Annotated in this window: 28 protein-coding genes and 1 tRNA gene; 13 read left to right on the plus strand and 16 right to left on the minus strand. The window is 59.4% G+C overall.

Translation table 11 applies throughout. The features are described 5' to 3' along the window. Nucleotides 1-155: 155 nt before the first annotated feature. Nucleotides 156-983 carry an N-acetylmuramoyl-L-alanine amidase gene (locus ABDK74_RS04775; protein ID WP_346002907.1) on the minus strand — a complete coding sequence of 276 codons (828 nt, stop codon included), beginning with the start codon at nt 981-983 and terminating at the stop codon, nt 156-158. 568 nt (nt 984-1,551) lie between these two features. On the opposite strand from ABDK74_RS04775, the gene ABDK74_RS04780 reads away from it, so the two are divergent. Then, nucleotides 1,552-4,371 (plus strand): Rne/Rng family ribonuclease, encoded by a 2,820-nt coding sequence (locus ABDK74_RS04780; RefSeq protein WP_346002908.1) that lies wholly within the window; start codon nt 1,552-1,554, stop codon nt 4,369-4,371. 92 nt (nt 4,372-4,463) lie between these two features. Here ABDK74_RS04780 and ABDK74_RS04785 read toward each other — a convergent pair whose 3' ends face one another. After that, complete coding sequence (locus ABDK74_RS04785) at nt 4,464-4,823, minus strand: hypothetical protein (RefSeq protein WP_346002909.1); 360 nt, start codon at nt 4,821-4,823, stop codon at nt 4,464-4,466. 35 nt (nt 4,824-4,858) lie between these two features. Next, complete coding sequence (xseA, locus tag ABDK74_RS04790; RefSeq protein WP_346002910.1) at nt 4,859-6,412, minus strand: exodeoxyribonuclease VII large subunit; 1,554 nt, start codon at nt 6,410-6,412, stop codon at nt 4,859-4,861. Between the two features lie 66 nt (nt 6,413-6,478). Here xseA and purD point away from each other — a divergent pair, with 66 nt between their 5' ends. Then, entirely contained in the window at nt 6,479-7,708 is a 1,230-nt protein-coding gene (gene purD, locus ABDK74_RS04795; protein WP_346002911.1) for a phosphoribosylamine--glycine ligase, read from the plus strand. Between the two features lie 7 nt (nt 7,709-7,715). Beyond that, nucleotides 7,716-8,714 carry a hypothetical protein gene (locus ABDK74_RS04800; protein WP_346002912.1) on the plus strand — a complete coding sequence of 333 codons (999 nt, stop codon included), beginning with the start codon at nt 7,716-7,718 and terminating at the stop codon, nt 8,712-8,714. 11 nt (nt 8,715-8,725) lie between these two features. Here the strand turns inward: ABDK74_RS04800 and ABDK74_RS04805 are convergent, their stop codons facing one another. Genes ABDK74_RS04805 through polA form a run of 3 tightly spaced genes read right to left on the minus strand, consistent with a single transcriptional unit; the run spans nt 8,726 to nt 13,826 of the window. After that, the gene (locus tag ABDK74_RS04805) at nt 8,726-10,384 is read right to left on the minus strand and encodes an ABC transporter substrate-binding protein (protein ID WP_346002913.1); all 1,659 of its coding nucleotides are present in this window, start codon (nt 10,382-10,384) and stop codon (nt 8,726-8,728) included. Beyond that, nucleotides 10,385-10,993: an SCO family protein gene (locus ABDK74_RS04810; protein ID WP_346002914.1), complete on the minus strand. Its 609-nt coding sequence runs from the start codon at nt 10,991-10,993 to the stop codon at nt 10,385-10,387. A gap of 13 nt (nt 10,994-11,006) precedes the next feature. After that, nucleotides 11,007-13,826 carry a DNA polymerase I gene (gene polA, locus ABDK74_RS04815; RefSeq protein WP_346002915.1) on the minus strand — a complete coding sequence of 940 codons (2,820 nt, stop codon included), beginning with the start codon at nt 13,824-13,826 and terminating at the stop codon, nt 11,007-11,009. A gap of 146 nt (nt 13,827-13,972) precedes the next feature. On the opposite strand from polA, the gene ABDK74_RS04820 reads away from it, so the two are divergent. Next, on the plus strand, nt 13,973-14,902 hold the full coding sequence (locus ABDK74_RS04820) for an alpha/beta fold hydrolase (RefSeq protein ID WP_346002916.1): 930 nt from the start codon (nt 13,973-13,975) through the stop codon (nt 14,900-14,902). Nucleotides 14,903-14,988: 86 nt separating this feature from the next. Continuing rightward, nucleotides 14,989-15,065 (plus strand) — tRNA-Arg (locus tag ABDK74_RS04825). Nucleotides 15,066-15,071: 6 nt separating this feature from the next. Here the strand turns inward: ABDK74_RS04825 and xerC are convergent. From xerC to ABDK74_RS04865, 8 genes are all read right to left on the minus strand, one after another. Continuing rightward, nucleotides 15,072-16,163, minus strand: coding sequence for a tyrosine-type recombinase/integrase (gene xerC, locus ABDK74_RS04830; RefSeq protein ID WP_346002917.1), 1,092 nt, complete (start codon nt 16,161-16,163; stop codon nt 15,072-15,074). After that, on the minus strand, nt 16,160-16,399 hold the full coding sequence (locus ABDK74_RS04835; protein WP_346002918.1) for a transcriptional regulator: 240 nt from the start codon (nt 16,397-16,399) through the stop codon (nt 16,160-16,162). Before ABDK74_RS04835 ends, xerC begins: the two co-directional genes overlap by 4 nt. 271 nt (nt 16,400-16,670) lie before the next feature. Beyond that, nucleotides 16,671-16,847, minus strand: coding sequence for a hypothetical protein (locus ABDK74_RS04840; protein ID WP_346002919.1), 177 nt, complete (start codon nt 16,845-16,847; stop codon nt 16,671-16,673). Beyond that, nucleotides 16,844-17,092 carry a hypothetical protein gene (locus tag ABDK74_RS04845; RefSeq protein WP_346002920.1) on the minus strand — a complete coding sequence of 83 codons (249 nt, stop codon included), beginning with the start codon at nt 17,090-17,092 and terminating at the stop codon, nt 16,844-16,846. Before ABDK74_RS04845 ends, ABDK74_RS04840 begins: the two co-directional genes overlap by 4 nt. 123 nt (nt 17,093-17,215) lie before the next feature. After that, nucleotides 17,216-17,608 (minus strand): hypothetical protein, encoded by a 393-nt coding sequence (locus ABDK74_RS04850; protein WP_346002921.1) that lies wholly within the window; start codon nt 17,606-17,608, stop codon nt 17,216-17,218. Further along, on the minus strand, nt 17,605-17,811 hold the full coding sequence (locus ABDK74_RS04855; protein WP_346002922.1) for a hypothetical protein: 207 nt from the start codon (nt 17,809-17,811) through the stop codon (nt 17,605-17,607). Before ABDK74_RS04855 ends, ABDK74_RS04850 begins: the two co-directional genes overlap by 4 nt. After that, complete coding sequence (locus ABDK74_RS04860; protein ID WP_346002923.1) at nt 17,808-18,146, minus strand: hypothetical protein; 339 nt, start codon at nt 18,144-18,146, stop codon at nt 17,808-17,810. Before ABDK74_RS04860 ends, ABDK74_RS04855 begins: the two co-directional genes overlap by 4 nt. A gap of 87 nt (nt 18,147-18,233) precedes the next feature. Then, nucleotides 18,234-18,677 (minus strand): helix-turn-helix domain-containing protein, encoded by a 444-nt coding sequence (locus ABDK74_RS04865; RefSeq protein ID WP_167383450.1) that lies wholly within the window; start codon nt 18,675-18,677, stop codon nt 18,234-18,236. On the opposite strand from ABDK74_RS04865, the gene ABDK74_RS15890 reads away from it, so the two are divergent. Together ABDK74_RS15890 and ABDK74_RS04870 are read left to right on the plus strand one after the other, a co-directional pair. Continuing rightward, nucleotides 18,676-18,915, plus strand: a complete 240-nt coding sequence (locus ABDK74_RS15890; protein WP_408874466.1) for a helix-turn-helix domain-containing protein — start codon at nt 18,676-18,678, stop codon at nt 18,913-18,915. The two genes, ABDK74_RS04865 and ABDK74_RS15890, sit on opposite strands and share 2 nt — an antisense overlap. Continuing rightward, nucleotides 18,912-19,337 (plus strand): hypothetical protein, encoded by a 426-nt coding sequence (locus tag ABDK74_RS04870; RefSeq protein ID WP_346002924.1) that lies wholly within the window; start codon nt 18,912-18,914, stop codon nt 19,335-19,337. The genes ABDK74_RS15890 and ABDK74_RS04870 overlap by 4 nt, the downstream gene beginning before the upstream one ends. On the opposite strand, the gene ABDK74_RS04875 is transcribed toward ABDK74_RS04870, so the two are convergent. Further along, complete coding sequence (locus ABDK74_RS04875) at nt 19,300-19,590, minus strand: hypothetical protein (RefSeq protein ID WP_346002925.1); 291 nt, start codon at nt 19,588-19,590, stop codon at nt 19,300-19,302. The two genes, ABDK74_RS04870 and ABDK74_RS04875, sit on opposite strands and share 38 nt — an antisense overlap. Nucleotides 19,591-19,693: 103 nt before the next feature. After that, nucleotides 19,694-20,008, minus strand: a complete 315-nt coding sequence (locus ABDK74_RS15895; protein ID WP_408874467.1) for a zinc ribbon domain-containing protein — start codon at nt 20,006-20,008, stop codon at nt 19,694-19,696. A gap of 92 nt (nt 20,009-20,100) precedes the next feature. Between ABDK74_RS15895 and ABDK74_RS04885 the strand changes: the two genes are divergently transcribed. The 6 genes from ABDK74_RS04885 to ABDK74_RS04910 all read left to right on the plus strand — a co-directional run bounded on the left by ABDK74_RS04885 (nt 20,101) and on the right by ABDK74_RS04910 (nt 24,608). After that, complete coding sequence (locus tag ABDK74_RS04885) at nt 20,101-20,550, plus strand: hypothetical protein (protein WP_346002927.1); 450 nt, start codon at nt 20,101-20,103, stop codon at nt 20,548-20,550. Continuing rightward, nucleotides 20,547-21,758 carry a hypothetical protein gene (locus tag ABDK74_RS04890; protein ID WP_346002928.1) on the plus strand — a complete coding sequence of 404 codons (1,212 nt, stop codon included), beginning with the start codon at nt 20,547-20,549 and terminating at the stop codon, nt 21,756-21,758. The genes ABDK74_RS04885 and ABDK74_RS04890 overlap by 4 nt, the downstream gene beginning before the upstream one ends. Beyond that, nucleotides 21,755-22,312 carry a hypothetical protein gene (locus ABDK74_RS04895; RefSeq protein ID WP_346002929.1) on the plus strand — a complete coding sequence of 186 codons (558 nt, stop codon included), beginning with the start codon at nt 21,755-21,757 and terminating at the stop codon, nt 22,310-22,312. Before ABDK74_RS04890 ends, ABDK74_RS04895 begins: the two co-directional genes overlap by 4 nt. Before the next feature lie 225 nt (nt 22,313-22,537). Then, complete coding sequence (locus ABDK74_RS04900) at nt 22,538-23,038, plus strand: hypothetical protein (protein WP_346002930.1); 501 nt, start codon at nt 22,538-22,540, stop codon at nt 23,036-23,038. Nucleotides 23,039-23,160: 122 nt separating this feature from the next. Then, nucleotides 23,161-23,574, plus strand: a complete 414-nt coding sequence (locus tag ABDK74_RS04905) for a hypothetical protein (protein ID WP_346002931.1) — start codon at nt 23,161-23,163, stop codon at nt 23,572-23,574. Between the two features lie 182 nt (nt 23,575-23,756). Then, nucleotides 23,757-24,608 (plus strand): tyrosine-type recombinase/integrase, encoded by an 852-nt coding sequence (locus ABDK74_RS04910; RefSeq protein WP_346002932.1) that lies wholly within the window; start codon nt 23,757-23,759, stop codon nt 24,606-24,608. Nucleotides 24,609-24,633 lie beyond the last annotated feature (25 nt).

Consider the following 24,633-nt stretch of genomic DNA (forward strand, 5'->3'; position numbering starts at 1 on the left):
CGCAACGGAGCGCTGTCCGCCTAGGATAAGGCGTTCAGGGGCCGATAAGTCGAAGCGAGAGGATCGAAAGAAACGTCATAGCTGCGTTAAATGACCGATTCTTGCGTCATGCGCAACCCGCATGATCATAAAGTCTCCCCTGCACGGAAAGCGGATCAGCCGGTCATGACGCCGGAATGCGTTGCGAAATAACGGTCTATGGCGGTCTTCATGGCGCTGGCGACCTGTGTGCGATGCACCGCCTGGCGCAGGGCGGCTTCATCCAGCCGGTTCGACATGAACCCCATCTCAACCAGCACTGACGGGATTTCAGAAGATTTCAGAACCACGAAGGCCGCATGACGTGATGGGTGGGTCAGGAGTCCAATTCTATTTCGGAACGAATTCACAACACTAGCCGCCATATGGGCCGACCCCCGACGCGTTTCTTCGGAAACAAGGCTCGCGAGGATCTGTTGCACATCGGGCGACATTCCATGAAAGGCCGGTCCGGCAAAGCGATCGGCACTGTTCTCCGTCTTTGCAAGGGACGCCGTCTGCGCGTCCGAGGCGCCGCCTGAAAGTGTATAGACGCTCGCGCCCCGCACATCCCTGTCATGCAAGGCATCAGCATGCATGGAGATAAAGAGATGCGCCTGATGGTGCTGCGCCAGTTCGACACGTCCTTCAAGCGGAATGAACCGGTCTTCAGAACGGGTCATGGCGACGCGGTACTGGCCCGAAACGAGAAGCTGACGGCTCAGTTCGGAGGCTGCGGCTTCGGCAATATGCTTTTCATAGGTGCCTGAAACCCCGATAGCGCCGGGGTCCTTTCCGCCGTGTCCCGGGTCCAGCATCACGAGGGGTTTTGGCGGCAAAGCCCCACGGTGCACGGCGGGAGCGTGCAGCTTTCCGTGAACCGGGTGACGCCCGAAAGCCGTCAAGGGTGTCAGCAGAGACACCCCCGAAAGACCGCCGAAAGCCATTATGCGTCGCGTCAGCATCCCTTGTTTCCCGGTTGCAGCGGTGAATGACAAAACAACTATACAGCACGAAACCCTGTCAGGAACATGGCAGAAGGCTTCGGGCGATCCACACCCACGCAGAAATGAAAAATACCGCTTCCACCCCGCACTTGCCACAGACAACAGTTTCGGTCATCCTGCGCGACAGGGACCTGTAAAGTGCGGTCCGACCGGATACGGGCCTTAACCTTTCCCGTACCGCTCCCGCCTTTTCCTGTCCCCACCACGACGTCCCGTCGTTTGACAGATGCGCGACTAGCCTTCCGCACCCTGTCCTGACCGGATCGAACTGGTGATATGTCACTCCGGTACAGGCCAGACGCCCGTCCGGATCAGGTTTTTCATCCGGCTCCAGATTTCTGGACCGGCCGTCTGTTCAGGGGACGAATGTCACTCAACGTGCTCGCAGCCAGCAACCTCAGCGAAACGGGACTTAAGATGTCCCGTCGCTTTGCGTTCGGACTGCGCCGTTCCCTCCACCCCACACAATCTGACGTTCCCCCCGGCCCAGGCAGCCATTGCGGAGCGTCGTGGAGTTCAGTGTTCCATGACCAAGCGTATGCTCATCGACACCACACACGCGGAAGAAACGCGTGTTGTGGTCATGGATGGTGACCGCGTCGAAGATTACGACGTCGAGACATCGACCAAGAAGCAGCTCAAGGGCAATATCTATCTTGCCAAGGTCATTCGCGTAGAGCCGAGCCTTCAGGCCGCTTTCGTCGAATATGGCGGTAACCGCCACGGCTTCCTCGCTTTCAGCGAAATCCATCCCGACTATTTCCAGATTCCTGTTGCAGACCGCGAAAAGCTCATCGCACTCCAGGAAGAGGAAATTGCCGAACGTGGTGAAGCCGGAGATGAGGGCGACGCCGAAACGGTCTCCGAAGACGGCGTCGACGGCGAAGACGGTGACAACCACGACCGTCGCGCTCCCGAAACCGTTGGTGGCGAGCATGATACGGGCGAAGAAAGCGCGTCGTCGCGTCGCACGGCCCGTTTCCTGCGCAACTACAAGATCCAGGAAGTCATCCGCCGCCGTCAGGTGCTGCTGGTGCAGGTCGTCAAGGAAGAGCGTGGCAACAAGGGCGCGGCCCTGACCACGTATATCTCCCTTGCGGGCCGCTACTGTGTTCTGATGCCGAACGCCCTGCGCGGCGGTGGCGTCTCACGCAAGATCACGTCCGATGCCGACCGCCGCCGCCTGCGCGACGTGATTGCGGAACTGGACCTACCGAAGTCCATGGCGATGATCGTCCGGACTGCTGGCGCCGGCCGTCCGGCACAGGAAGTGACACGCGACTGCGAATATCTGCTTCAGCTCTGGGACGACATCCGCTCCCACGCCCTGTCTTCGGTCGCGCCCACGCTGGTTTATGAGGAAGCAAGCCTCATCAAGCGCGTGATCCGCGATCTGTTTTCCAAGGACATCGAAGACATCCTCGTGGATGGCGAAGCCGCCTGGAAAAGCGCGCGCGAGTTCATGCGCCTGCTGATGCCGAGCAACGCCCACAAGGTGAAGCTTTGGCAGAACCGCGGCCAGAGCCTCTTCGCCCGTTATAATGTCGAAGGCCATCTGGACGCGATGTTCTCGCCGACGGCCCGTCTGCCGTCGGGTGGCTATCTGGTCATCAACCAGACCGAAGCCCTCGTCGCCATTGACGTGAACTCCGGCAAGTCCACGTCCCAGCGCAACATCGAGGAAACGGCCCTGCGCACGAACCTCGAAGCCGCCGAGGAAGTGGGACGCCAGCTCCGACTGCGCGATCTGGCCGGTCTGGTCGTGATCGACTTCATCGACATGGAAAGCCGCCGCCACAACGCACAGGTGGAAAAGCGCCTCAAGGAAGCCCTGCGCTCCGATCGCGCGCGCATCCAGGTCGGGCATATTTCCCATTTCGGCCTGCTGGAAATGTCCCGTCAGCGTCTGCGTCCGTCCATTGCGGAATCCGTCCTGACGCCCTGCCCGCACTGTCAGGGTACCGGCTTTATCCGTGGGACGGAAAGCTCGGCCCTGCATGTCCTGCGCGCCATCGATGAGGAAGGCGCACGTCAGCGTTCGGCCGAAATCGAAGTGCATGTCGGCTCGGAGATCGCGCTTTACATTCTCAACCACAAGCGCTCTTGGCTTGCGGATATCGAACGTCATCATCGCATGCAGGTGATTTTCCGCACTGAGGAAAATCTTGCTGCGGCGGATATGCGGATCGAACGCCTGCAGGCCCAGACTCCGGCTCCGGCACAGCAAGTCCGCGCTCCGGAACGGACGGAACGTGCCGTTGAGCGCGCGCCTGAAAACGTCCGCACGATCGAGATCATCGAAGAACAGGCTCCCGTCGCCCTGCGCACGGAAATGCCGGTCGTCGATGCGGAAGTCATCGAAGATGTTGTGCCGTCTGAAGGTCACGAGGACAGCAATGACGGTCGCCGCCGTCGTCGTCGCCGTCGCCGTGGCGGTCGTCGGGAGCATAACGGAGACGTCGCAGCGGACGCACCGCAGGATCATAACGTCCATGCGTCCGAAGAGCGTGAGACCCCGGTTGCGGACAATGTCGACGAGAACGGCATCATTCCGGGCCGCCGTCGCACCCGCTTCAAGCGCGTCATCAAGGAGACCGAAGGTTCCGAGGCTCCGCATGCAGAACCCGCGGCCGAAGCCCGCGACGTAGCGCCCCGGCGTCCTGCTCCGGCAGCACGTCCTGCCGTTCCCGTAACGCACAATCCGCGCCGTCGTGACGAACGCGAAGAGCGTCCTGCACAACATCGTTATACAGGTCCGACGCCTGCCGATCCGTTCGGCGGTAGCTTCGACATCTTCGACGTGATCGAACAGGCGGAGTTTGAAGGGACAACACAGGCTCTTCAGACCGGGATCAGCATCCCCACGGATGTCGTGATCGAGCATGTCCCGGCTGTCGAAACGACTGTTGTCGTGGAAGAACCGAGAACGGAAGACGCTCCGAAGCCCCGCCGTGGACGTGGACGCCGTCCGGCCCGTGCCAAGACGGTAGACGCCGCTTCTGCTGAGACGGTGACCGAAGCTCCTGCGGCAGAAGTCGCTCCGTCTCCGGTTGTGGAAGAACCTGTGGCCGAAGAGGCTCCCAAGCCCCGTCGGACCCGGGCGCGTCGTGCACCGAAAGCACAGGGAGTCGAAGCTGAAGCCCCGGCTGAGCCCGCTGCCGAAACCGTGCCTGCTCCCGTAGAAGCCACAACGGAAGAAGCCGCCAAACCGAAGCGTGGCCGGACCCGTCGTGCACCGAAGGCCGCTGCGGTCGAGGCTCCGGCCGAGGATGGGAACGTTCTTCAGCCGGTGAACATTGATGAAGTCGCCCCAGCGAAGCGTCGTGCAGGATGGTGGAAGCGCTGATCCATCAGCGTCTTCCACAACCATGAAAAAGGCCGGTCAGGACATCCTGACCGGCCTTTTTTCTTTGGTGCTGGGTAAACCAGGGCCCGGCTTCAGCGACAGACGCTCTGCGCCCCGGTTGCCGCGATATAAGTACCGGTCAACGGCTGGAAACAGGCATTACGCGGGCAGGAACTCGTGCTGGCCAGACTTTGTGGATACAGCGCTGCTCCAGCCTGCGCCTGCTCCCGAAGTGCTGTGCCGCAAAGCGGTGTGTTCAACGGCGCAGATGGATCGTTGAACAGCTTCTTCTTACCGTCCTCGGGCGCTTCTTCCACCAAACCCGGCGCAAAATCCTGCGGCGGAATCCGGACCTGCGTCGCAGAGGCGGTAGAACGCGCAGGGGCCGTGGGCTGCTCGGCACAAGCTGCAAGCAGTGGCAGGGCAACGAGACTCAACCAGAACGAACGCATGCAGACTCCGGATCGCAGATCAGATGGATGAAAGATTAAAGCCCAAGATCGCCCTGCGGCGACAGGCTGTCCAGTTTTGCGCCACGATCTCCATCCGCGAAAGACAGAACGACGCGATCAGCAACAGGCCGGGCCTCGGCGCTCATAACGGGTTGTCCGTTCACGTCCTGCACGAGCACATAGCCGCGACTGAGAATGGCGCGGGGCGAGACGGCTTCAAGATGACTGCCCAGCCCCTGAATCCGCGCCTGCTGAAGACGGATGGCGCTTCTGAGAACATCCGGCGACAGGCGCTGACGTTCGGTGCGCAAATGGAAGGTCTGGAGCGACCGCTGCCATGAGGCGTCCAGACCGCTGGAAACCATCCGCAAGGCGGCACGGCGGCGTTCGATCAGCAGTTCAGGATTCGGAAGATGTGTGGCTGGTGCATTCAGACGGGCTCGTGCACGGCTGACGAGAAGTTCTGGCGCGGGCAGACGCAGGGCTTGCAAACGTGCCTGACTGCGCCCGATCAGAAGTTCGGGTGACGGCAGATGCATCCCCGGCGCATCAAGCCTGTTGCGGATGCGCATGACAAAGGACGGTAACGCCAGATCAAGGCGCTGTCCGCGATCTTCCAAGCGCATCCGAGCGGAATCCAGCAGCCCGGGCAGGTCCGGCAGACGGGCGGCGGCCTGATCCAACCGCGCCCGGGCCGTCTGGATGATGCGGGTCAGCGCACCTGTCAGACGCGCATTCCGGTGCGCCATGTCCGCGACCATTTCCGAACGCAGCGGCACGGCCATTTCGGCAGCAGCGGTTGGCGTGGGGGCACGACGGTCCGAGACAAGGTCGATCAGCGTCGTATCGGTTTCATGCCCGACTGCGGAAATGACCGGAACGGGACAGGCCGCGACGGCGCGAAGGACGCGCTCGTCGTTGAACGCCATCAGGTCTTCGAGAGAGCCACCGCCACGCGCAACGATCAGCACATCCGGCGTGCGCGGACGGCGGACGGACATGCCCTCGATGGCGGCAGCAATCTGAGCCGCCGCCCCTTCGCCCTGCACCGGAACCGGCCAGAGCAGAACATCGCGTGGGAAGCGGCGGCTGATCGTCGTGATGATATCGTGCAGGACCGCACCGGAGCGCGACGTGATGACGCCCACGAGAGACGGCAGGAACGGGATGGCCTTCTTGCGCTCGAGGTCGAACAGTCCTTCTTCGAGCAGTTTGCGGCGCAAGCGCTCGATATTGGCGAGAAGCGCCCCCTCCCCCGCAAATTCCATGCGGTCGATGACGAGTTGATAGCTGGAGCGTTCGCCATAGGCCGAGACACGTCCGGTTGCGATAACCTCGTTGCCGTTCTCTGGCGCCATACCCAGCCGGGAGACACTTCCGCGCCAGATCACACCCGCAATCTTGCCGCCTTCATCCTTGAGCGACAGGTAGATATGCCCGGACGGATAGCGCTTGAGTTCCGTGATCTCTCCACGCACGCGGACACGTCCGAATCCGCTCTCCAGAGTGCGTTTAATCGCCCCCGAAATCTCGGAAACCGAATATTGCGGTACATTCCCGCGGATCGACGCGCCATCACTCTCCATCATGGCGTCAGTCTATGCTACGCACGCCCTCAAACGAAGCCCATGAGTGCAGAATAAAGGATAAGCGGAATGCGCGTTTTGCTGGTCGGTTCCGGAGGGCGCGAACATGCCCTGGCTACATGTCTTGCGCGCTCGCCGAGCCTGACCGCTCTTTATGCGGCGCCGGGCAATCCTGGCATGGCGTCCGTTGCTACACTCGTTCCGCTGAAAGCCGACGATGTTCTAGGTCTGGTCCGGTTCGCACAGGAACAGAAGATCGACCTGATCGTCCCCGGCCCGGAAGCGCCTCTGGTGGCCGGACTGGCGGATGCCTGTGCCGAAGCGGGCATTCCGTGCGCTGGTCCGACGAAAGCTGCGGCCCTGCTGGAGGGTAGCAAGGCGTTCACGAAGGATGTGGCGGACGCAGCCGGTATTCCGACCGCGCGCTGGGAGCGCTTTGAAGACGAGGCGCCGGCCATCGAGTTCGTGCGTCGTCGAGGTGCGCCCATTGTTATCAAGGCGGACGGTCTGGCCGGTGGCAAGGGCGTCGTCGTGGCGCAGAGCGTAGACGAGGCTGAAAACGCCATCCGCACGCTCGGTATGCCGCTCGTGATCGAGGAATGTCTGGTGGGCGAGGAAGTCTCGCTTTTCGCATTCTGTTCGGACGACAAGGCTGTTCTGATCGGTGCGGCGCGCGACCACAAACGTCTCGGAGATGGTGATACCGGCCCGAACACCGGCGGCATGGGAGCGATTTCGCCTCCCCCCGCTTTCGGACGCGAGATGCAGGAAAAGGCACTCGACATCATGGTGCGCCCGATGCTGGCCGAGATGGTCCGTCGTGGCACGCCATTCCGGGGCGTGATCTTTGCCGGGCTGATGCTGACGACCGAAGGGCCGAAGCTGATCGAATATAACGTCCGTTTTGGCGACCCCGAAGCACAGGCCCTGCTGATCCGTCTGCAATCGGATCTGCTGCCGATCCTTGCCACACTGGCGCAAGGCAATCTCGAACACGCTGCCGCCGAGTTCTCGGACGAACATTCGATCTCTCTGGTTCTGGCCGCCAACGGCTATCCGGATGCCCCGAAAAAAGGGGGCCGCATCAGTGGAATCGAACGTGCCGAGGCCGTTCCGGGCGTTTCGGTTTTCCATGCTGGGACGAAGCTGACGGATGGTGTTCTGGTTGCCGATGGCGGCCGTGTCCTGACGGTCTGCGCGAAAGCCGCAACCCCGGAAGACGCCCGCAAACTGGCCTATGAAGGGGCGTCTGCAATCCAGTGGGAAGACAAGATTTTCCGCAACGATATCGGGCTATGAAGACGCAGTGAATTCCGCGGCACGCATAAAGTTTCAGAAGCGGTTTCTGTTGTGTCTGGCTTTGTGCAGTCCCGCCATCGCACATGCTGCGCCAGAAGGGCGTGTCATCAGAACTGCCTTCGAGGCTGGGCATTTTTATGCGACGCCGCTCACCTCGGGAGGCCAGACGATGCGATTTGTCGTCGATACCGGCGGTGGCGGGATCGGCGGCCTCTATACGGTCAAATCATCTGCGACACAGCGTCTTGCTGTCCACACTCTCCAATGCAAAACGCCTGGCTTCACGTTCGATGCCGTTCGGGCATTCCCTTTCTCCACGGGGACTGCTCTGCCTGTCCCATCAGAACCCCGACCGTGCGGAGCGGTGGCGATGGTCCTGAACGATCCTCATGATCTCGGACATGACGGCATACTCGGAGCCGCCTATCTCTCAAATTTCATCTGGACATTCGATTACCCTGAGCAGCACTTGGTTCTGGAACCGCCGACATGGCAGCCAAATGGGCCCTCACAACATGTCCCTCTACTTTTCATCCATAATTCTACAGGAAAACGCGGCAGCGATTTCCCTGCTATTGTCCTGAAGATAGATGGTGAGGCTCTGCCCCTCCTGCTGGATACAGGCGCAACCGCGATGCCGACTTCTGCCGGACAGACAGCCCAACATTTACCGACCGTTAACGGGATCGGGGTCACCTCCTACATCACCCGAAGCATTCTTGAGAGATGGCACGCCCGGCACCCCGCATGGAAGGTGGTCTCAAATGGTGATCGCCTCCTGCCTAATACACGTCTGATCGAAGTGCCGAACATCGAACTCGGCGATATGCACATAGGTCCCGTCTGGTTCACCGAACGCCCGGACGTCAATTTTGGTCCCACGCGCATGAGTCTGTGGATGGGACAAACGGTTGTCGGGGCGGCAGGGGCGAATATTTACGGGCAGTTCAGGATCACCATTGATTACCCGCACGAAACCTTATGGATTGTCGGCCAGAAACTGTAGTTTGGCGATCCTCATTGCACCCAGACATGCGAAAACAGCATGTGGTTCAGAAGGGTCGAATAATAATTACCCAGCCGTTTTGAGACGAAATCGACCGTTTTCATCTGGATCATTGGCGCACCAGGCATCTGCTGCATGATGGCATGGCCTGCGTCCTGCCAGATCGGGGCGGCTTTTGCAGGGTCTGTCTGATCTTTTGCCTGATCGAACAGAGACTGGATGTGCTGGTCGCAAAAACCGGTAAAATTCGGGGAGATGGCTGAGTTCGGGTGGTAATTGTCGCAGCCGAACAGGTCGTCGAGGAAGGTTGAGGCGGAGGGGTAGTCCGCAAACCAATAGGACAGCGCGATCTGCACATGATTGGCGGTGTTCTGTTCGTAGGACTCCGCAAGGCCCGCCGTGATGGGCCGAAGCTGCGCGTTCAGGCCCACCGCTTGCAGAGCGTTACGCAGATAGGTGCCCATGCCGAGTTCCATGGCCCGATTGGGAACAACCAGCGTGACAGACGCCCCCTCTGCTCCGGCTTCACGGATCAGACGGCGCGCACGCTCTACGTCCTGCGGACAGTCCAGCCCCAGATCTGCGCCGGGAATGCCGTGCGGCACCATCTGACACAGGGGGACGGAGATCGCGCTACCACCGAACAGGATCGTCATGGCATGGCGGTTGACAGCCATGCTGACGGCCTGACGCACTCGCACATCGGTGAAGGGTTTTTCGTGCGTGTTCATCGCCAGATAATACAGACCCAGCAGCGGCTCGATATGGACCTGCGCCGTGTATTGCGCGCCGAGTTCGCCCAGTCGGTCCCCGGGCTTAGCGTCCAGCATCCAGTCATACCGGCCCTGCTCGACCGCCGTGACCTGTGCTTCATCCGAAAGGCCGAAATCATATTCGATACGGTCCACGAAGCCGTCCGTCTGAGCCTGTGGATTCCAGATGTGGAAATACGGATTGCGTTCCAGAACCATGCCGTGTCCGGGATCGTACTGCGTGATCCGGTACGGCCCGGTGCCCGGAACCGTTGTTCCCCCCATATCGTGCGCAGGGGTTGCGGCGGGCAGGATCACGGCATGGGGGAAAGCCAGTTTATAGAGAAATTCGCCGTCCGGTTTCGTCAGATGAAAGACGATTTCGCCGGTCTCCGGATGCCCCTCAACGCCGGGAAGCGTACAGCGGTCCGGCTTTGCCAGACAGTCTACAGCCCCCTCGATACCGCCATAGAAAGATCCCGCAGTCGGGCCTCCAGCACGATAGATCCGGCGGAAAGACGCCACCACGTCTTCCACGCGCACGGAGGACCCATCGGAAAAATGCAGGCCGGAGCGGAGATGCAGCCGCCATGTCAGACCATCGGGGCTGATGACGGGCATGGCATCGGCGAGGTCGGGCACCACCTCCAACCCCGCTGCTCCACGTGCCAGACGGAACGTCAGCAGCGGGTCATACATATTGACGAACACCTGCATATATTGGGTGCCGTAATTGATCTGCGGGTCCAGCGTGCCGCCCGGACCATCAGCCGTCAGATGCAGTGTGCCGCCACGATGGGGGCTGCCGAGCGTGATGCCATTCCAGTCCGGCGGGGTCTCGTCCTGTGCACGGGCCTGAAAAGCCCCCAGCCCCAGAAACAGACCAGCAGCAAGAAGCGTAGCCCCCCGCCGCGTCATTCAGCGCTTCGCGAGGTCACGCAGACGCGCAATCAGGGCGTCCGCATTGCCATCTGCCGGGATGGTTCCGGCATAGTGGGCGTTCGGGTCCATGATGACAATCTGCGGTGCGGGAACGAAATGATCCCCTTCTTTCTGGAGCGGCGCATGATATTCTTCCGTCATGGCCTTGATCATGTTCGGGGTGCCGGTGAAAGGCATGACATGGGGAGCGATGGGCAGAACATATTCCCGAAGCGGATCAGCCTCGTCGAACGGATTGAGCGATACCGCGAGCGGTGAGACGCGTATACCCTGCGCACGTAGCGTCACCAGCGCCTGATCCATACTCTTCAGCACAGGCTGGCATTTTTCAGCAGGGCAGTTGGCGTCGAAGAACCAGACCAGCATCCAGGTATTGTGGAAATCGCCTTCGGTCACAGTGCTTTCGCCCAGCGAGTCCAGACGGAAACTGCCGCCGACTTCATTGCCGTTGGACTGGACCAGAAGGGCCGGCCCACCATTGGACGCAAAGTGGAAGCCGACATATCCCAGAACAGCCGCCACGGCGAGAACGCCCCAGATGATGCGATTGCCGACCCGCTTGCGGCGTTCGTGATTGGTCTGCATGACCTTCCTGTCTTTAATGTGCGTCGGCCCAGCTTGGGCCGATACCGGTTTCGACTTCAAGGGCCACGTCAAGTGTGGCGGCCCCTTCCATTTCCGTGCGGACAAACTCCGCCAGTGCCTTCGCGTCCTGCTCCTCGACTTCGAAGAGCAGTTCATCGTGCACCTGAAGAACCATTTTCGCCTTCAACCCCGTTTCGGGCAGGCGTCGTGCCAGATGAACCATGGCGCGCTTGATGATGTCCGCAGCACCGCCCTGAAGAGGTGCGTTGATGGCCTGACGTTCCGCATACGCACGCCGGGCACCATTCTTCTCCGCAATACCCGGCACATAGCAGCGACGCCCGAACGGCGTCGTGACATAGCCGTGCTTTTTCGCTTCTTCCTTGGTCCGTTCCATATAGGCGCGGATACCGGGATAGCGGGCGAAATAAGCATCGATATAGGAGCGTGCCTCGCCCGGCGAAATCTGGAGCTGCTGCGCCAGACCGAAGGCCGAAATGCCGTAGATAATGCCGAAATTGATGGCCTTGGCCCGGCGACGGGTCAGCGGGTCCATGCCTTCAAGCGGAATACCGAACACTTCGGACGCTGTGCGGGCGTGAATATCCTGTCCCAGACGGAACGCCTCAAGCAGCGGCTCGATCTGTGCGACATGTGCCAGAAGACGCAGTTCGATCTGACTGTAATCCGCTGACAGCAGCACGCAGCCGGGAGCGGCTACGAACGCCTTGCGGATGCGCGCGCCTTCTTCGGTGCGGATGGGGATATTCTGAAGGTTCGGCTCGTTGGAAGACAGACGGCCCGTCGTGGTGATGGCCATCTGAAAGGACGTATGTACGCGCTGCGTGTCCTGATCCATCTGCTGGACCAGCGCATCGGCATAGGTCGATTTTAGCTTGGCGAGTTGGCGCCAGTCCAAAATCTTGCGCGGCAGGTCATGTCCCTGCTCGGCCAGCGCTTCCAGAACGCCGGAATCCGTGCCCCAGCTTCCGCTTTTCGTCCGCTTCCCACCGGGGAGGCTCATTTCGTCGAACAGGATCTCACCAAGCTGTTTGGGAGAGCCGACATTGAAGCTCCGTCCCACCTGTTCGTGGATGCCCTGCTCGATCGTTCCCATCCGTTCGGCGAAATCGACGGACATGCGGCGTAGTTCGGTGGCGTCCACCTTGATGCCGACGTCTTCCATATCCGTCAGGATCTGGATCAGGGGTCGTTCGATTTCTTCATACAATGCCAGTGCCTGACGGGTCCGCAACTGCGGGCGTAGCACCTGCCATAGACGGAGCGTGACGTCCGCATCCTCGGCGGCGTAATTGGTGGCTGCCTCGATCGCGACCTGCGCGAACGGAATGCGCTTGCGACCCGTTCCCGTTACGGAATCATAAGTGATGGGCGCGTGGCCCAGATGCAGTTCGGACAGCTCGTCCATCCCCTGCCCGTGTTCACCGGCGGATTGAGCGTAGGAAATCAGCATCGTATCGTCGATCGGTGTGATTTCGGGCACGCCCGCGCCACGAAAGACTGTCAGATCGTATTTCGCGTTCTGAAATACCTTGAGGACGGACGCATCCTCCAACAGAGGCTTCAGACGCTCCAGCGCCTCGGTGCGATCCAACTGACGGACGGCAGCTTCTCCAGTCGAATCCTCTTCCAGAAGGTCGCGAACGGTTTCGTGCAGGAACGGCACATAACAGGCTTTCCCCGGCGCAACCGACAGCGACAGCCCGACCATATTGGCCTGACGCGCATTCAGGCTGTCCGTTTCGGTATCGACAGCCACCACACCCGCCATCCGGGCTTCCGCGATCCAGCGGTCCAGCGTCTCCAGATCCGTGACGGTTTCGTAGGGGCCATAAGGCGCGTCGGGGATCGCGACAGCCGCAGCTTCGTCGCGTTCCGCGGCCTTGTCCTCGGGCCGGACGATCTGGCGCGTGAAAGGGCGCGGCTTTGCGGCCAGACCAAGCCCCATACGCTGGATGGTGGAATGGAAACCCATTTCCTCCAGCCAGTCCCGCAGGGTCTCGCGCACCGGCTCGCGACATCCCAGTTCGCTGATCGGCTGCGGCATCGGCGCATTGTCGTCCAGCAACACCAGCTTGCGGGACATACGCGCGGCCTCGGCATGTTCGATCAGGTTGTCACGCCGCTTGGACGCTTTCATGCCCGGCGCGGCAGCAAGGATCTGCTCCAGCGTGCCGTATTCGTTGACGAGTTGCGCCGCACCCTTCGGACCAATTCCGGGAACGCCGGGCACGTTGTCCGTCGAATCTCCCATCAGCGCCTGAACGTCTACAACCTGATCGGGACGCACACCGAATTTGGCTTCGACCTCAGCATCGCGGATCGGCTTCTGCTTCATTGGGTCCATCAGTTCGACGCCGGGCCGCACAAGCTGCATCAGGTCCTTGTCGGACGAAATGATGGTGCAGCACCCGCCTTCCGCCACGACTGCCTTGGCATAGGCGGCGAGCAGATCGTCCGCTTCCCAGCCCTCAAGCTCAATTGACGGCACATTGAAGGCGGCCGTGGCATCGCGGATCAGACCGAACTGCGGGCGCAGGTCTTCTGGAGCTTCCGGCCGGTGCGCCTTGTATTGCGGATAGATCTCGTTGCGGAACGTCACGCGGCCTGCATCAAAGATCACCGCCAGATGCGTGCCCACATGGTCTCGCAGCAGGCGCGTCAGCATGTTCGTAAAGCCATAGACCGCATTGACCGGAACGCCCTGCGGGCTGCTCATCGGCGGTAGAGCGTGGAATGCGCGGAAGATAAAACCAGATCCGTCGATCAGGACCAGATGGGGCTTTCCCGAATCAGGCTTTTCTGGCGGCACGAATGTCTCCCTTCTCGCCCCGAAGGAGCGGACGTTCTAAAATCCGTGTGATGATAGGCCCATTCCCTTCCGTTTCAAACCGCCTCACACGTCTTTCCTGCGGGCTGATTAGCTTGCTGGCTTTACAGGCCTGCACAACGCCACATATGCCCGACCTGCATCCGACGGCACGGGAGACGGCCCTCATCCTCCCAACACTGATGCTCGACATGTCCGACGGCGCCCGTATTCCGCTGCGTCTTTATCCCGCCGCCACATCAGAACCACGCGGCATCATCCTCGCACTGCACGGATATGGCGACAGCCGGGACGCATGGGAATTCGCAGCGCCAACCTTCACATCCGCAGGCTTCGCGCTCGCCGCCCCGGACATCCGCGGCTTTGGACAGGCCCCGAACCGTGGCGGATGGAGCAGTACAGCGAGACTGGTGCAGGACGCCCGCGAACAGGTGTTCTGGCTGCACGCCCGTTATCCGCACGTCCCCATTCACATCATGGGAGAAAGCATGGGGGGTGCCATCGCCCTGCTGCTGGCGACCACCGACACACCACAAATCAGCAGCACCATTCTACTCGCCCCAGCCGCCCTGAATATCGGTCAGCCTTGGGAAACAGTCCTCGGCGGTATGGACTTTCTTGCCCCACACTGGAAGCTGGACGGCTCAGCAGTTCCGGGCCACCGCATCGCCAGTGACAATCTCCAGGCGCTGCGCCGGATGTATTTCGATCCCCTCACCTTGCATAGTTCGACGATTCATCCGCTTTACGGTCTGACATTGCTGATGCGAAACGCCTACGAAGCCGCTCCGAAAGCACGGACAGCACTGCTCATTATTTTTGGAGGCCGAGACCAGTTCGTCCTGCCGCCCTTCACGGCGCGACTTCTCCGCAGATTGCCGGTTGGCACGCGAATGGACGAACTGCCGGGCGCGCATCACCTTCTCAGCCGTGATCGCAGAGGCGCTGCACAGGATGCGGTGTCATGGTTGACTGAACCGGACCACTTCCTGCCCTCAGGCGGTGATATCGCCGCCGCTGCGTGGCAGGCCACGGCCCAGACACAGAGTTTTCCATAATCACTGCGCAATCACAGGTCTGAACAACAGAACTTGCAAAAAGAGGGCTGGCAATCTTCCGCCGAAGCAGTTATCTGAACCCACATGGACCTGTAGCTCAGCTGGATAGAGCGTTGCCCTCCGAAGGCAAAGGTCACGCGTTCGAATCGCGTCAGGTCCACCACCAATCTTAAAAATCGCTATCTTCCGCCAGTTTTTCAGTAGGTTTGACACCTTCCGGGACAGGTTTGACATTCGTCCTTAGCCTTGACATCGCCGAACGTGCCAATTCCATCTGCTCGGCAGCACGGGTATAGCGGGCGACTTCGCTCAGGCTCCGGTGCCCTGTGATGGCAGCGATCTGGTGGGTTGTGCAACCTGCTTCTGCGAGCCTTCGGGCTGCAGCTTTTCTCAGACCATGCGGGCTGCATCCAGGCGGAAGCCCGGCTTCACGGCACCAGTCGATGAACTGATTGTAGAAATTGTTGACGGACATCGGGCGGCCTTTATCGGTCGCCAGAAACATCCCTCCCCCGTTCGGCTGCCACTGGTCCAGTTCGATACGCAACTGCTCGTGAATAGGGATGACCAGCTCGGTGCCCGTCTTCTGCTGACGGAGGTGAATGCCGTTCGCACTTACGGAGATCGGCCCCATCTTCACCACGTCGCTTCGGCGCTGCCCGGTATAGAGCAGCAACGCCAATGCCAGCCGCTCTTTCGTGCCGCTTGGCCAGCGGGCTTCGTATCGGGCAATTTCATCGTCCGTCCATGAATGGATGCCCTCACTTTTGATCTTCATGCGCGGAACGCCAGCCGTGGGATTGCTCTCAGCCCAGCCCATATGGATGGCATGCTCCATCAGCATGGAGAGCAGTCTCAGCATCCGATTCGCAGTCGTCGGCGATTCGTTATACCGGCTCATGATCATCCGCACGTGGCGGCTTTCCATGAGCAGCACGGGATTGGCTGCGTAGTCCGCGCCTCTCATGCGTTCCAACAAGCGCCGATAAACAGCCTTCGTGCTCTCTTCGAGCGTCTTGAAATGCGCGGTGGCGTACCAAGACTCAATCACGTCTCTCAGGCTGCCGGTAGGTGTCACCTGTGCTGCGTCGAGCCCTCGCGGCTCCGCACCTGAAACCGCAGCCTGATAGGCCGCGATGAAACCCGGATCGCGCAGATCCGGCAGCGCCATGCGCTTCTGCCCCTTCTTACGGAAATAATATCTGACCTTTCCGTGCCGATCCTTGAAACGCTGGATGTACGGCAGTCGAAGAGTGGTCAACTCATCATGTCCCAAGGGTTCGCGGAGGCTACCAGCTCTATTCCGCCGCCAGCCTGCTGATCGATCCAGCGGTCCAGATCCGAGACCAGATATCCGCGCCGACGAGCTGATAGGGCAATCTGGCGCACATGGGGGAGGACCTGAGTTCTAAACGTCCCGACCGACATCGCCAGATAAGATGCCGCGTCGCCAATATCGAGGACACGCGGCGACATCTGAACAATTTTCCCGCTCATCCCCGTTCCTCCGCATCCATGGCTGCATTCAATGCGTCTCGCAGGATTGGACCACTGCCCAGTTTGCGGCATTGGTTTCCCGAACAATCCCAGATAATCCAAGTATTAAGTCGACGGTTTGGCTCTCCCCCGAACTGATGGAAACCAGCCAAAAGTTTGTTAGTCTCCAACCAGTCCAGCCGCTCAGTGTCTGTGCGCTGTTTGCGCGCCAATGCATCTTCGAGTTCTTGCTTGGTCATCGTCATTCGGAATGATGCCAGTCGCCGTCCCCTCATCCCCTCTCCTCCGCATCCATGGCTACATCAATCGCGGCGCGGAATGAGGCACGCCAATTACCGCCCCGAACGTCCCACTCCACACTTTTGGTGGAATCATTCCATCTTGATCGGGCGCGGGCGCAGTTCTGATCGAACCAGTCCAGTCGTTCCGTGTCGGTGCGCTCACTCATGCGTAACGGCTCCCGAAGTCCGTCAGGTCCACCGAGATCTTCCCGGCGAAAGACGGGGCGTTGACGGTAGCGACCAGGCGTTTGCCCAGATAGATGTCGTGGGCGCAGATCGTGCGGCGCGTGTCTTCTTTGGCGCGGCGTTCGGCGTCCCGGTATTCGGCAAAGCCCTGATCCCGCTGTGGGCTGGGGCGCATCCCCAACAGAGTGACGCGAAAGAGGTCCGGTGATCGGGATGACGCTCTCATGGCGCCTCCTTCGGGCCAAGCCCCTGCAACCACGCGTCAGCCTTGGCGATGACGAGCCCGGTGATGATCCCTGCCCCATACAACCCGGCAACCAGCGCGCACGGGAGGAACACGTCCATGACTTCAGTGGACATCGCGCCCTCCCGGAAGCAGGTCCGTGCAGAAGCGCAGGAAGCTCGCGATACGAAGACCGCGGACTTGCGGGACGGAATGCTCCAGCAACTCGTCCAGCGACTGCGGGCCGGCCACAGCAGGCGGTTCCGGAAACGGTACCGGATCGACCGGGCGCGTGGCATGAAGCAGCGCCACCAGGTCGTCTTCGACCGCCTCGGCCGTTTTGGTGTAAGCGGCGGCAATGCCGGAATTCGGAGCATCCTTGGCGCGCTCGCGGGCATAGATCAGACACACGCGACGTTCGCGGGCCTTTTCCTGCACTGACTCAGGACGGTCGGAAAGGAATGCGGCGAAAGACTGGTCCGTATGACCGCGCAGGAGAGGATGAAGCTGGCGCATCATGCTGCCCCCTCTCGACGCGCGCGCGCCTGTTCAGCAGTCTCGCCTTTGCGCGGTCGGCCACCAGTACTGTTAGACCGCATGCCCATCACGAAATCGGCTTGATAGCGCTTCAACGTCAGTTCCCACTGGGCGCACTCAACTACCTTGCCGGTAGCGAAACCGAGGACGAACACGGCCGTCAGCTTGAGGATCTGGAAGATCATGCTGCTGCTCCCATGTCATGGGTCAGCTGGCGGGACGGAGCGCGGCAGCGCCATGTTGTGGCGATATCCTGCATAATCGTGACGAAAGCCCATCTAAGGCTACCGGGCAGCATCGGATCGAAGTGAGAACGAGCATAGTCTGCGGCTCGATCCCAATGATCAGCCTCAGAAAGCATCATGAAAACAGGGACGCGCGCGCCGGATGCGGCGTTCTTCAGGCGTGTGAGGTCGCGGAAGCTACCGGGCATGTTGTGGCGCAGGATGATGAGCGCTTTCGCAACGTCGAAACTGATGACTGTGTGAGACTGGCGCGCCTCACCTGCGGGCAATGACATATCGATCTCCATCGCGTTCGTGCGATGGAGATAGTTTCACCAGAAGAAACTTATTGGTCAATAAAAAATTTCATTAGAAGAAATTTCTTATTTTCCTTTCATTGCTTTTCCAGCATTGATCCACGCATCAAATGCTCCAGCATCCAAGCTAGCTGCCAATGCAGCGGCCTCTTTATATCGCTGTGACATATCGAGCTCAGAAGGATCGAAGAGAAGGGACTCCGGGGTAGTTTCAAGAATTTCTGCTACCCGCACGAATTGCGATAACGTCATATTAACCTTGCCATTCAGCCATTTAGAGACTGACGGCTCGGACATATCTAATGCTTCAGCCAATTTCCGTTGCGTATATCCCTTGAGCTTCATCCATGCCTTAACAAACCGAAGAGTGTGACGGTTTTTGGCGACTTCTTGAGGGGAGAGCTCTTTCTCGATCATGCTGCCATTTTGGCGGCTAAAGCGAAGGAGCGGGATACCTCCACATGAAAACTTTCTTGACCTGAAAGTTTCATCAGAATAAATTTTCTGCATGTCGCTGAAAGCTATCCTCATCGAGCGCGGGATCACCCAGACTCAACTGGCTGCACAAGTGCAAATGAGCGAGCCGACCGTATCCCGGTGGGTGAAAGGGGCTTCGTACATCCCCACGCACAAGCTGAGAGAAGTCGCGTCAGCTCTGAATGTCTCACTGGACGCTCTCGTGCCGCTTCCTTCGACAAGATCCAATAACGATCCGCAGCAAAGTTCGACTAGGGGAGCAGCAGCATGAGCATCCTTCATACCCTCAAACGTAAACTCCGCTCACGCCGCCGTCAGCAAGATGGTGTCTTGAAGACGTTCAATGAAGCACTCGAACAAGAGGCCCAACGGAAAATTTCTTATCTAGCCAAGGAAATTTACGGTCTTGTAGAAACGAAGTGCATTTGGGATGCCACCCCCACCAGCGCAGAGAAAAGGGCTTATGAGAAACTCTCTCTTGTAGAGAAGATTTCGCTGGTTAACGGAATGTTCGCGCGTGTCCACGAGCTTCGGACTTGGTATGCGCCAATCAGCGGGCTGCCGTTACACGAGACGAACGAAGGTTTGCAAATCTGGATTACAGACCTTCAAGAAAACGACGCCATGCCAAAGGTCCAACATGGCGTCGCGCCTATCAGCGAAGCGCGTTCTGCTTCTCGTAAGCCAAAATGATGGACTGTTTTCTTTCTTCCTTGAGAAATTTAATTTTCTCAAGGCGAGCAGCGATGCAATCTTGTGCTTCACACAGAATACGCTCTTCTTCGTGGCCGAAATCTAACTCCCTTGCAGCAAAACCCTGCACGGTCGCTGTCAGAACAAGATCGTGGATGCGAGAAGAGTCCGTTGTTTCGCTCAAAGCGATTTCAAAATCATATTCGTGCGGAGAGGTGCGGGTAATCGAAAGAATACCGACTTCGTTCGTCATGGAATCGTCCTCTGTTGGTTGTGACAGACACAGAATGGACGATCACAGTCGAGGGCGCGAGTCCTCGACTGTGTTTACTGATGAGGCTCGGCGAAAGCTCATTTCAGCTTGGAAGCTGGGGTGGGATCGTTGCTTGAGCTGGCTGAGTGTGGTTTCCGGCTCCCTCGAAATCGTACCGGCAAAAACGACAAATTCTCGCATCAGCCTGCACCGTTTCAGCGCACTGCGGGCATTTTTTGGTGTGGGAGGCTGGACCTATCGGGGTGTTGTCAATGGATTTGATGCACAGGACATGCACTATAGCCACAATGAAAAGTGCCATTCCATAGATAAACCAAGGGAAGAAAGATCTTCCTTTAGAGTTTGCTATGATGCCGACGATACAGCCCAGAATAATGACGATAATCAGGAAGAACATGGATACAACTCACGCAAGTTAGTGTTTCCATCGACGTTACTTGATTCAAATAGAAACTGCGAGTCCTCGGCTACAGCAACAGGAGGGCGCGCATGACTCTGCTTTCCCGTATCAAGACAGCGACCCAGATGGCCGTCAAAGCCATTGGTGGTGTCGATCCTGCGGCCGAGGCGTCCCGCGTCAGCCGCGCCCGGATCTCGGAGTATCAGAAGCGGCATAGCGCGTCGGTCATTCCGGTCGATGTTGCCGTCGCTCTGGATGAGTTTGCGCAGGAACCGCTGATCCTCACAGTCATGGCCCAGCACCTTGGATACGTCCTGGTGCCGATCCATGTCGGGGAAGGCCATATTCCTGCCAGCATGGAAGAGGTCGCGCGCCGATCTGGTGAAACCATGGCGACGACAGTGCGCATCATGGCGGACGGCGTCATCGATGACGAAGAGGCCGTCGAACTGGAGGCTGATCTTTGCAAACTCCAGACGGCAGTGAGCCACGGGTTGCGTGCTGTTCGAGCGCGGATCAAGTCAGGAGCGTCGGCATGATGCTCCAGATCCCCGCCACTTTCGATCGTGACGATGTTCCATCCATGGCGTTCCTGAAGGTTCTGCCGGCCGAGCTGCGTGGCGTTTTCCATTCCCTGATGGACGCCCTGAAATCTGCCCGTGACGTGGTGTTCCGCGTCGGCGGTCGCGCGCTCGATGACGTCCAGGTGGCGCAGATGGCGTGTGAGAACGTCGAGGTGTTGCGCCGCAACCTGCCGGAACTCGAGTTCACGCGCTTCATTCTTCGGGACGAAGACGGCGCGCTCTACAGTCCTCACCTCGTCGCGCGGCAGATCCGGCGCGCAGAGCGCGCTGCGGCCCGTGCAGCGCAACCTCGCAGGCTGGAAGAGTTCAAAGCGCGTCAGGAGGCCGGAGAATTCGCTCCCGACGCGAGTGTGAAGGCTATGACGTCCCGCGCGAATGCCTTCAAGGGCGGACGACCGCGCAAAGGTGAGACGTCAGAGCAGGCACGGGAACGTCGGGAGCGTGCAGAGCATGAGGCTATCCAGCAGCGGGAAATGCGTCTGCTGACGTCGGTGCCTGGGGGGCGGAATTCCGAAACCAAAAACCAAAACCAGTTTTTGGAAACGGTTTTGGTTTCCGGCGATTTAGGTTCCGAAACCGGTTTTGAGTTTTCCGTAGATCTAGAATCAGAGAAAGATATATCCCTTCTAAATTCTAAATCTACGAAACCGGCAGAAACCAAAACCGACAAACCGGTTTGCGAGGTTTCAGAGACGCTGATCTCCCAGACCGTGGCCCGCGTCATCAAGATTGGGCGCCTCCCGGACCGTCAGGCCGGGTTTGCCAAGAGCATCTGCGGGCGTTTCCTTCGGGAAGGCGTTCCGGCCGATGTTCTGGTTGAGGCTGTAAAGCAGCACGCTGAGAAAATGGCCCTGAACGGTGACACTGCCAATAGGATGGGCGTGTTCTGTAAACCGATCGAACGGTTCTGGGCCGATCATCAGGCGGGAGTGTCAACCGCTCCTAAGCCTGAGCCCGTTCCGCTGGAAGACTGGGAAGAACGGGCACGGGCAGCCTTTGCCAGGGCGCAGGAAGTCTGGAACGAGGCATTCCGCGAAAAGCGGGACTTCTCCGCGGTGCAGCGGGCATGGCCGGATCTGGCGCAGGCCTATGACCTTCCTCCCTGCCCTTACGATCGAGCGGCCTATATGGACTGGCATCGCCCGCAGGAGCAGGCAGCGTGAGGGCTTCAGGGTACGAACGGCAGAAGCACAACTGGTATGTTGAAGAGCAATGGGCAGTCGAAGCGCTGCTGGATGCCGAGCGTCCCTTTTATGGAAAGGTGATGGACCCATGCTGTGGTAAGGGTACGATACCGGATCTTGTGGCGAAGCATCCATCATGTAGCCGTGTTCGCAAGTGTATCGGAAGTGATCTCATCGACAGAGCAGATGGGCGTTTTCGCATTGGTGACTACGGCATCACGCTTGCAGCCATGAAGCCCGACAACGTGATCAGCAATCCCCCTTACGGCGGCGAAGAGCGGGAATTCATTGAGACAGCGCTGTCTCACACGGTCGATCGTGTCGTCGTTCTTTTGCGCCTCGCCTTTCTGGAGGGAAGAAAAAAGAAGGTTTGGTTTCAGGATAAGCCGCTCGCCCGTGTCTGGGTCTCAAGCCGTCGCATCTCGATGCCACCGGGCGGATCTGGCGTGAAGGCGAAGAACGGCTCAGTCGCCTATGCTTGGTACGTCTTCGAGCATGGCTTCACCGGCAATGCTGCCCTGGGCTTGATCTGACGCATGATACTCCGCCGCGCTCTTGCCCGCCTCACCCATTCCGAATTCGATACTGTCCGCCTCGAACGCGACCAAGCGCAACAGCGCGCTGACACCATGGCCAAGACAGTAGCGAATCAAGCCCTGGAGATTGTCACTCTTCAGGCCCGTCTAGCCCAGCTCACATCGAACCGGGACGACAACGGCCGATTTTGTAAACGCAACCCCACATGATGTGGAATGCAGATGACTATTGCCTCCAAGGCGACTGAAGAAGTTAGAGAAGACATTGTCCCGCTTGTCGGGGCTTGGAATAACCGTTTCACCTTTACTGAACTGGACTTAGGAAAAAACAGAAAAATCGAGGTCATACGGCGTGGTGTTGGGCTGTATAGTCTTCTCCGGAATGGGAAAATCAAACAGTGCCATGTCAACGTCGCCGAACAATGGGCGCGGGATTTTGAAACTGGGATCATGGGCGCAGCAGATCCAGAACGGCGTTCAACTGGACAAGGAACGCTGGAAGACATGCTCCTGGCACGCTCCGCAGCGGTCACGCGTTGTGAAGGCGTCCGGAGGGTTCTCGGCCGGTATGCCGCAGATCTTCTGGTCCTTCTCGTCCTGGACGGCCTGTCAGTTTCCAAGATCGCAGAGCTGTATGGGAAGGATCGCCACGGGATGGGCGGCGCAATCGAATTGCTGCTCGAGCAGCTGGCCGATTACTATGAGGGAAAGCTAATCACTTAAAACCTGTTGACTTGGAACAGGAACGGACAGTAAACATCTAGGCTCTACGAAGGCGTGCGACCAATGAAGGTCCACGCCTTTTTTATTGGCGTTTTCGCCTCCTTCCCAAAAGCGAATCAGAAATGCGGACACTCGCCCCTGCGAGCGCAGGCGACGTGTGCCGTCGCGGCGCGCAGCACTATTTTGTGCTCGCGGTCGAGGGGACGCGGGCGCTTTGCGTGCCCGTCATCTTCAACCGCACATTCATTCATCGCGCTGATGTCTTCCTCTGGGACAGCCGACGCGAAAAATCGCTTCAGCTTTCAGGAACAACGGTCGTTCGTTGCACAGACCATCACTGGCGCGAAAATGGCTGGGACAACTGCACTTTGCGGGTCAATCCTTCAGCCATGCGAAAAATCCTCGCCAGTTTGGGCAGGGACATCGAAGCCCAGGCAATCGAGGCTGGCGGCTCAGGATTGTATCAATCCACGCTGGCGCGCGGACCCAAGCTCGGCGATCGCGGCCGGAAGAAGGGTGGTTCACCATCCGACTGACAGGCGCGAAAAGCGACACGATAACCCGGAGTTATCCGACAAGCCCGAAAGGGCAGACTGTCAGATAACCCGCCAGAAGGGTTCATAATCCGTCAGATAATCACGGTTATCTGACGGTTTTTCAGGGTCTCCGCAGGATCGGAAACCTTTATAATTCAATGACTTGTCGGAGAACTGGGCTAATGGCACCAGCAACGGTCGCGAAAACGCCCCGTATCTCTGATGACGATCGCCTCGTGAATATGTGGCTTCATAATCGCTCAGCGAACACGGCCCGCGCCTATCGTGCGGACGTGGACGCCTTCCGCCAGTGGGCTGGCAAGCCTCTGGCAGATGTCGTTCTGGACGACTTGCAAGGCTGGTTTGATAGCCTCACGGGATCGGATGCCACACGCCGCAGAAAGCTGGCCTCCGTCAAATCGGCTCTGGCCTTCGGGGTCCGCGTTGGTTTTCTGGATGTGGACGTTGGCGCGGCGCTGCGCCTCGAGCGTGGGCGAGATCGTCTCAGTGAGCGCATTCTCACGGAAGAGGATGTGCGGCGCATTATCGACCAGGAGCCGTGCCCACGAAAGCGGGTCGCGCTCCGGGTTCTGTACTTCATGGGGCTGCGCATTTCTGAAATGTGCGCCCTCATCTGGCGAGATATGACACGGCGTCAGCAGGGAGGCGTGGCCTCCGTGTTCGGCAAGGGAAACAAGACACGCCATGTGCTTGTGCCCGCAAAGCTGTGGAAAGAGATCGTGGCCGTGAGAGCTGACGACTGGCGTCCTGAAACGCCTGTTGTCCCCGGCCACGATGGGAGCCCACTTCACTTGAGAGCTGCACATCGCCTCGTGAAGCGGGCGGCGAAGCGTGCCGGATTGCCAGATGCCTCGGCGCACTGGTTCCGGCACGCCCACGCCTCACACGCTCTGGACAATGGCGCGCCCGCGCATGTCGTCCAGCAGACTTTGGGACACTCCGACCTGAAGACCACGACACGATACGCCCACGTCCGCGAAGGCGACGGTGGCGGCAATTACCTGAAAGACTGACGCCTCACGAAAAGGCGGCGTCGGC

The sequence above is a fragment of the Gluconobacter sp. OJB genome (genome assembly GCF_039638275.1).
GTDB lineage: Bacteria > Pseudomonadota > Alphaproteobacteria > Acetobacterales > Acetobacteraceae > Gluconobacter > Gluconobacter cerevisiae.

Bases quoted from the DNA above. Each gene is read 5' to 3' on its own strand.
- ABDK74_RS04775 (WP_346002907.1), bottom strand. From the start codon at position 983: ATGCTGACGCGACGCATAATGGCTTTCGGCGGTCTTTCGGGGGTGTCT.
- ABDK74_RS04780 (WP_346002908.1), top strand. From the start codon at position 1,552: ATGACCAAGCGTATGCTCATCGACACCACACACGCGGAAGAAACGCGT.
- ABDK74_RS04785 (WP_346002909.1), bottom strand. From the start codon at position 4,823: ATGCGTTCGTTCTGGTTGAGTCTCGTTGCCCTGCCACTGCTTGCAGCT.
- xseA (WP_346002910.1), bottom strand. From the start codon at position 6,412: ATGATGGAGAGTGATGGCGCGTCGATCCGCGGGAATGTACCGCAATAT.
- purD (WP_346002911.1), top strand. From the start codon at position 6,479: ATGCGCGTTTTGCTGGTCGGTTCCGGAGGGCGCGAACATGCCCTGGCT.
- ABDK74_RS04805 (WP_346002913.1), bottom strand. From the start codon at position 10,384: ATGACGCGGCGGGGGGCTACGCTTCTTGCTGCTGGTCTGTTTCTGGGG.
- ABDK74_RS04810 (WP_346002914.1), bottom strand. From the start codon at position 10,993: ATGCAGACCAATCACGAACGCCGCAAGCGGGTCGGCAATCGCATCATC.
- ABDK74_RS04820 (WP_346002916.1), top strand. From the start codon at position 13,973: ATGCCCGACCTGCATCCGACGGCACGGGAGACGGCCCTCATCCTCCCA.
- ABDK74_RS04835 (WP_346002918.1), bottom strand. From the start codon at position 16,399: ATGAGCGGGAAAATTGTTCAGATGTCGCCGCGTGTCCTCGATATTGGC.
- ABDK74_RS04840 (WP_346002919.1), bottom strand. From the start codon at position 16,847: ATGAGTGAGCGCACCGACACGGAACGACTGGACTGGTTCGATCAGAAC.
- ABDK74_RS04845 (WP_346002920.1), bottom strand. From the start codon at position 17,092: ATGAGAGCGTCATCCCGATCACCGGACCTCTTTCGCGTCACTCTGTTG.
- ABDK74_RS04850 (WP_346002921.1), bottom strand. From the start codon at position 17,608: ATGATGCGCCAGCTTCATCCTCTCCTGCGCGGTCATACGGACCAGTCT.
- ABDK74_RS04855 (WP_346002922.1), bottom strand. From the start codon at position 17,811: ATGATCTTCCAGATCCTCAAGCTGACGGCCGTGTTCGTCCTCGGTTTC.
- ABDK74_RS04860 (WP_346002923.1), bottom strand. From the start codon at position 18,146: ATGTCATTGCCCGCAGGTGAGGCGCGCCAGTCTCACACAGTCATCAGT.
- ABDK74_RS15890 (WP_408874466.1), top strand. From the start codon at position 18,676: ATGTCGCTGAAAGCTATCCTCATCGAGCGCGGGATCACCCAGACTCAA.
- ABDK74_RS04865 (WP_167383450.1), bottom strand. From the start codon at position 18,677: ATGCAGAAAATTTATTCTGATGAAACTTTCAGGTCAAGAAAGTTTTCA.
- ABDK74_RS04870 (WP_346002924.1), top strand. From the start codon at position 18,912: ATGAGCATCCTTCATACCCTCAAACGTAAACTCCGCTCACGCCGCCGT.
- ABDK74_RS04875 (WP_346002925.1), bottom strand. From the start codon at position 19,590: ATGACGAACGAAGTCGGTATTCTTTCGATTACCCGCACCTCTCCGCAC.
- ABDK74_RS15895 (WP_408874467.1), bottom strand. From the start codon at position 20,008: ATGTTCTTCCTGATTATCGTCATTATTCTGGGCTGTATCGTCGGCATC.
- ABDK74_RS04885 (WP_346002927.1), top strand. From the start codon at position 20,101: ATGACTCTGCTTTCCCGTATCAAGACAGCGACCCAGATGGCCGTCAAA.
- ABDK74_RS04890 (WP_346002928.1), top strand. From the start codon at position 20,547: ATGATGCTCCAGATCCCCGCCACTTTCGATCGTGACGATGTTCCATCC.
- ABDK74_RS04900 (WP_346002930.1), top strand. From the start codon at position 22,538: ATGACTATTGCCTCCAAGGCGACTGAAGAAGTTAGAGAAGACATTGTC.
- ABDK74_RS04905 (WP_346002931.1), top strand. From the start codon at position 23,161: ATGCGGACACTCGCCCCTGCGAGCGCAGGCGACGTGTGCCGTCGCGGC.
- ABDK74_RS04910 (WP_346002932.1), top strand. From the start codon at position 23,757: ATGGCACCAGCAACGGTCGCGAAAACGCCCCGTATCTCTGATGACGAT.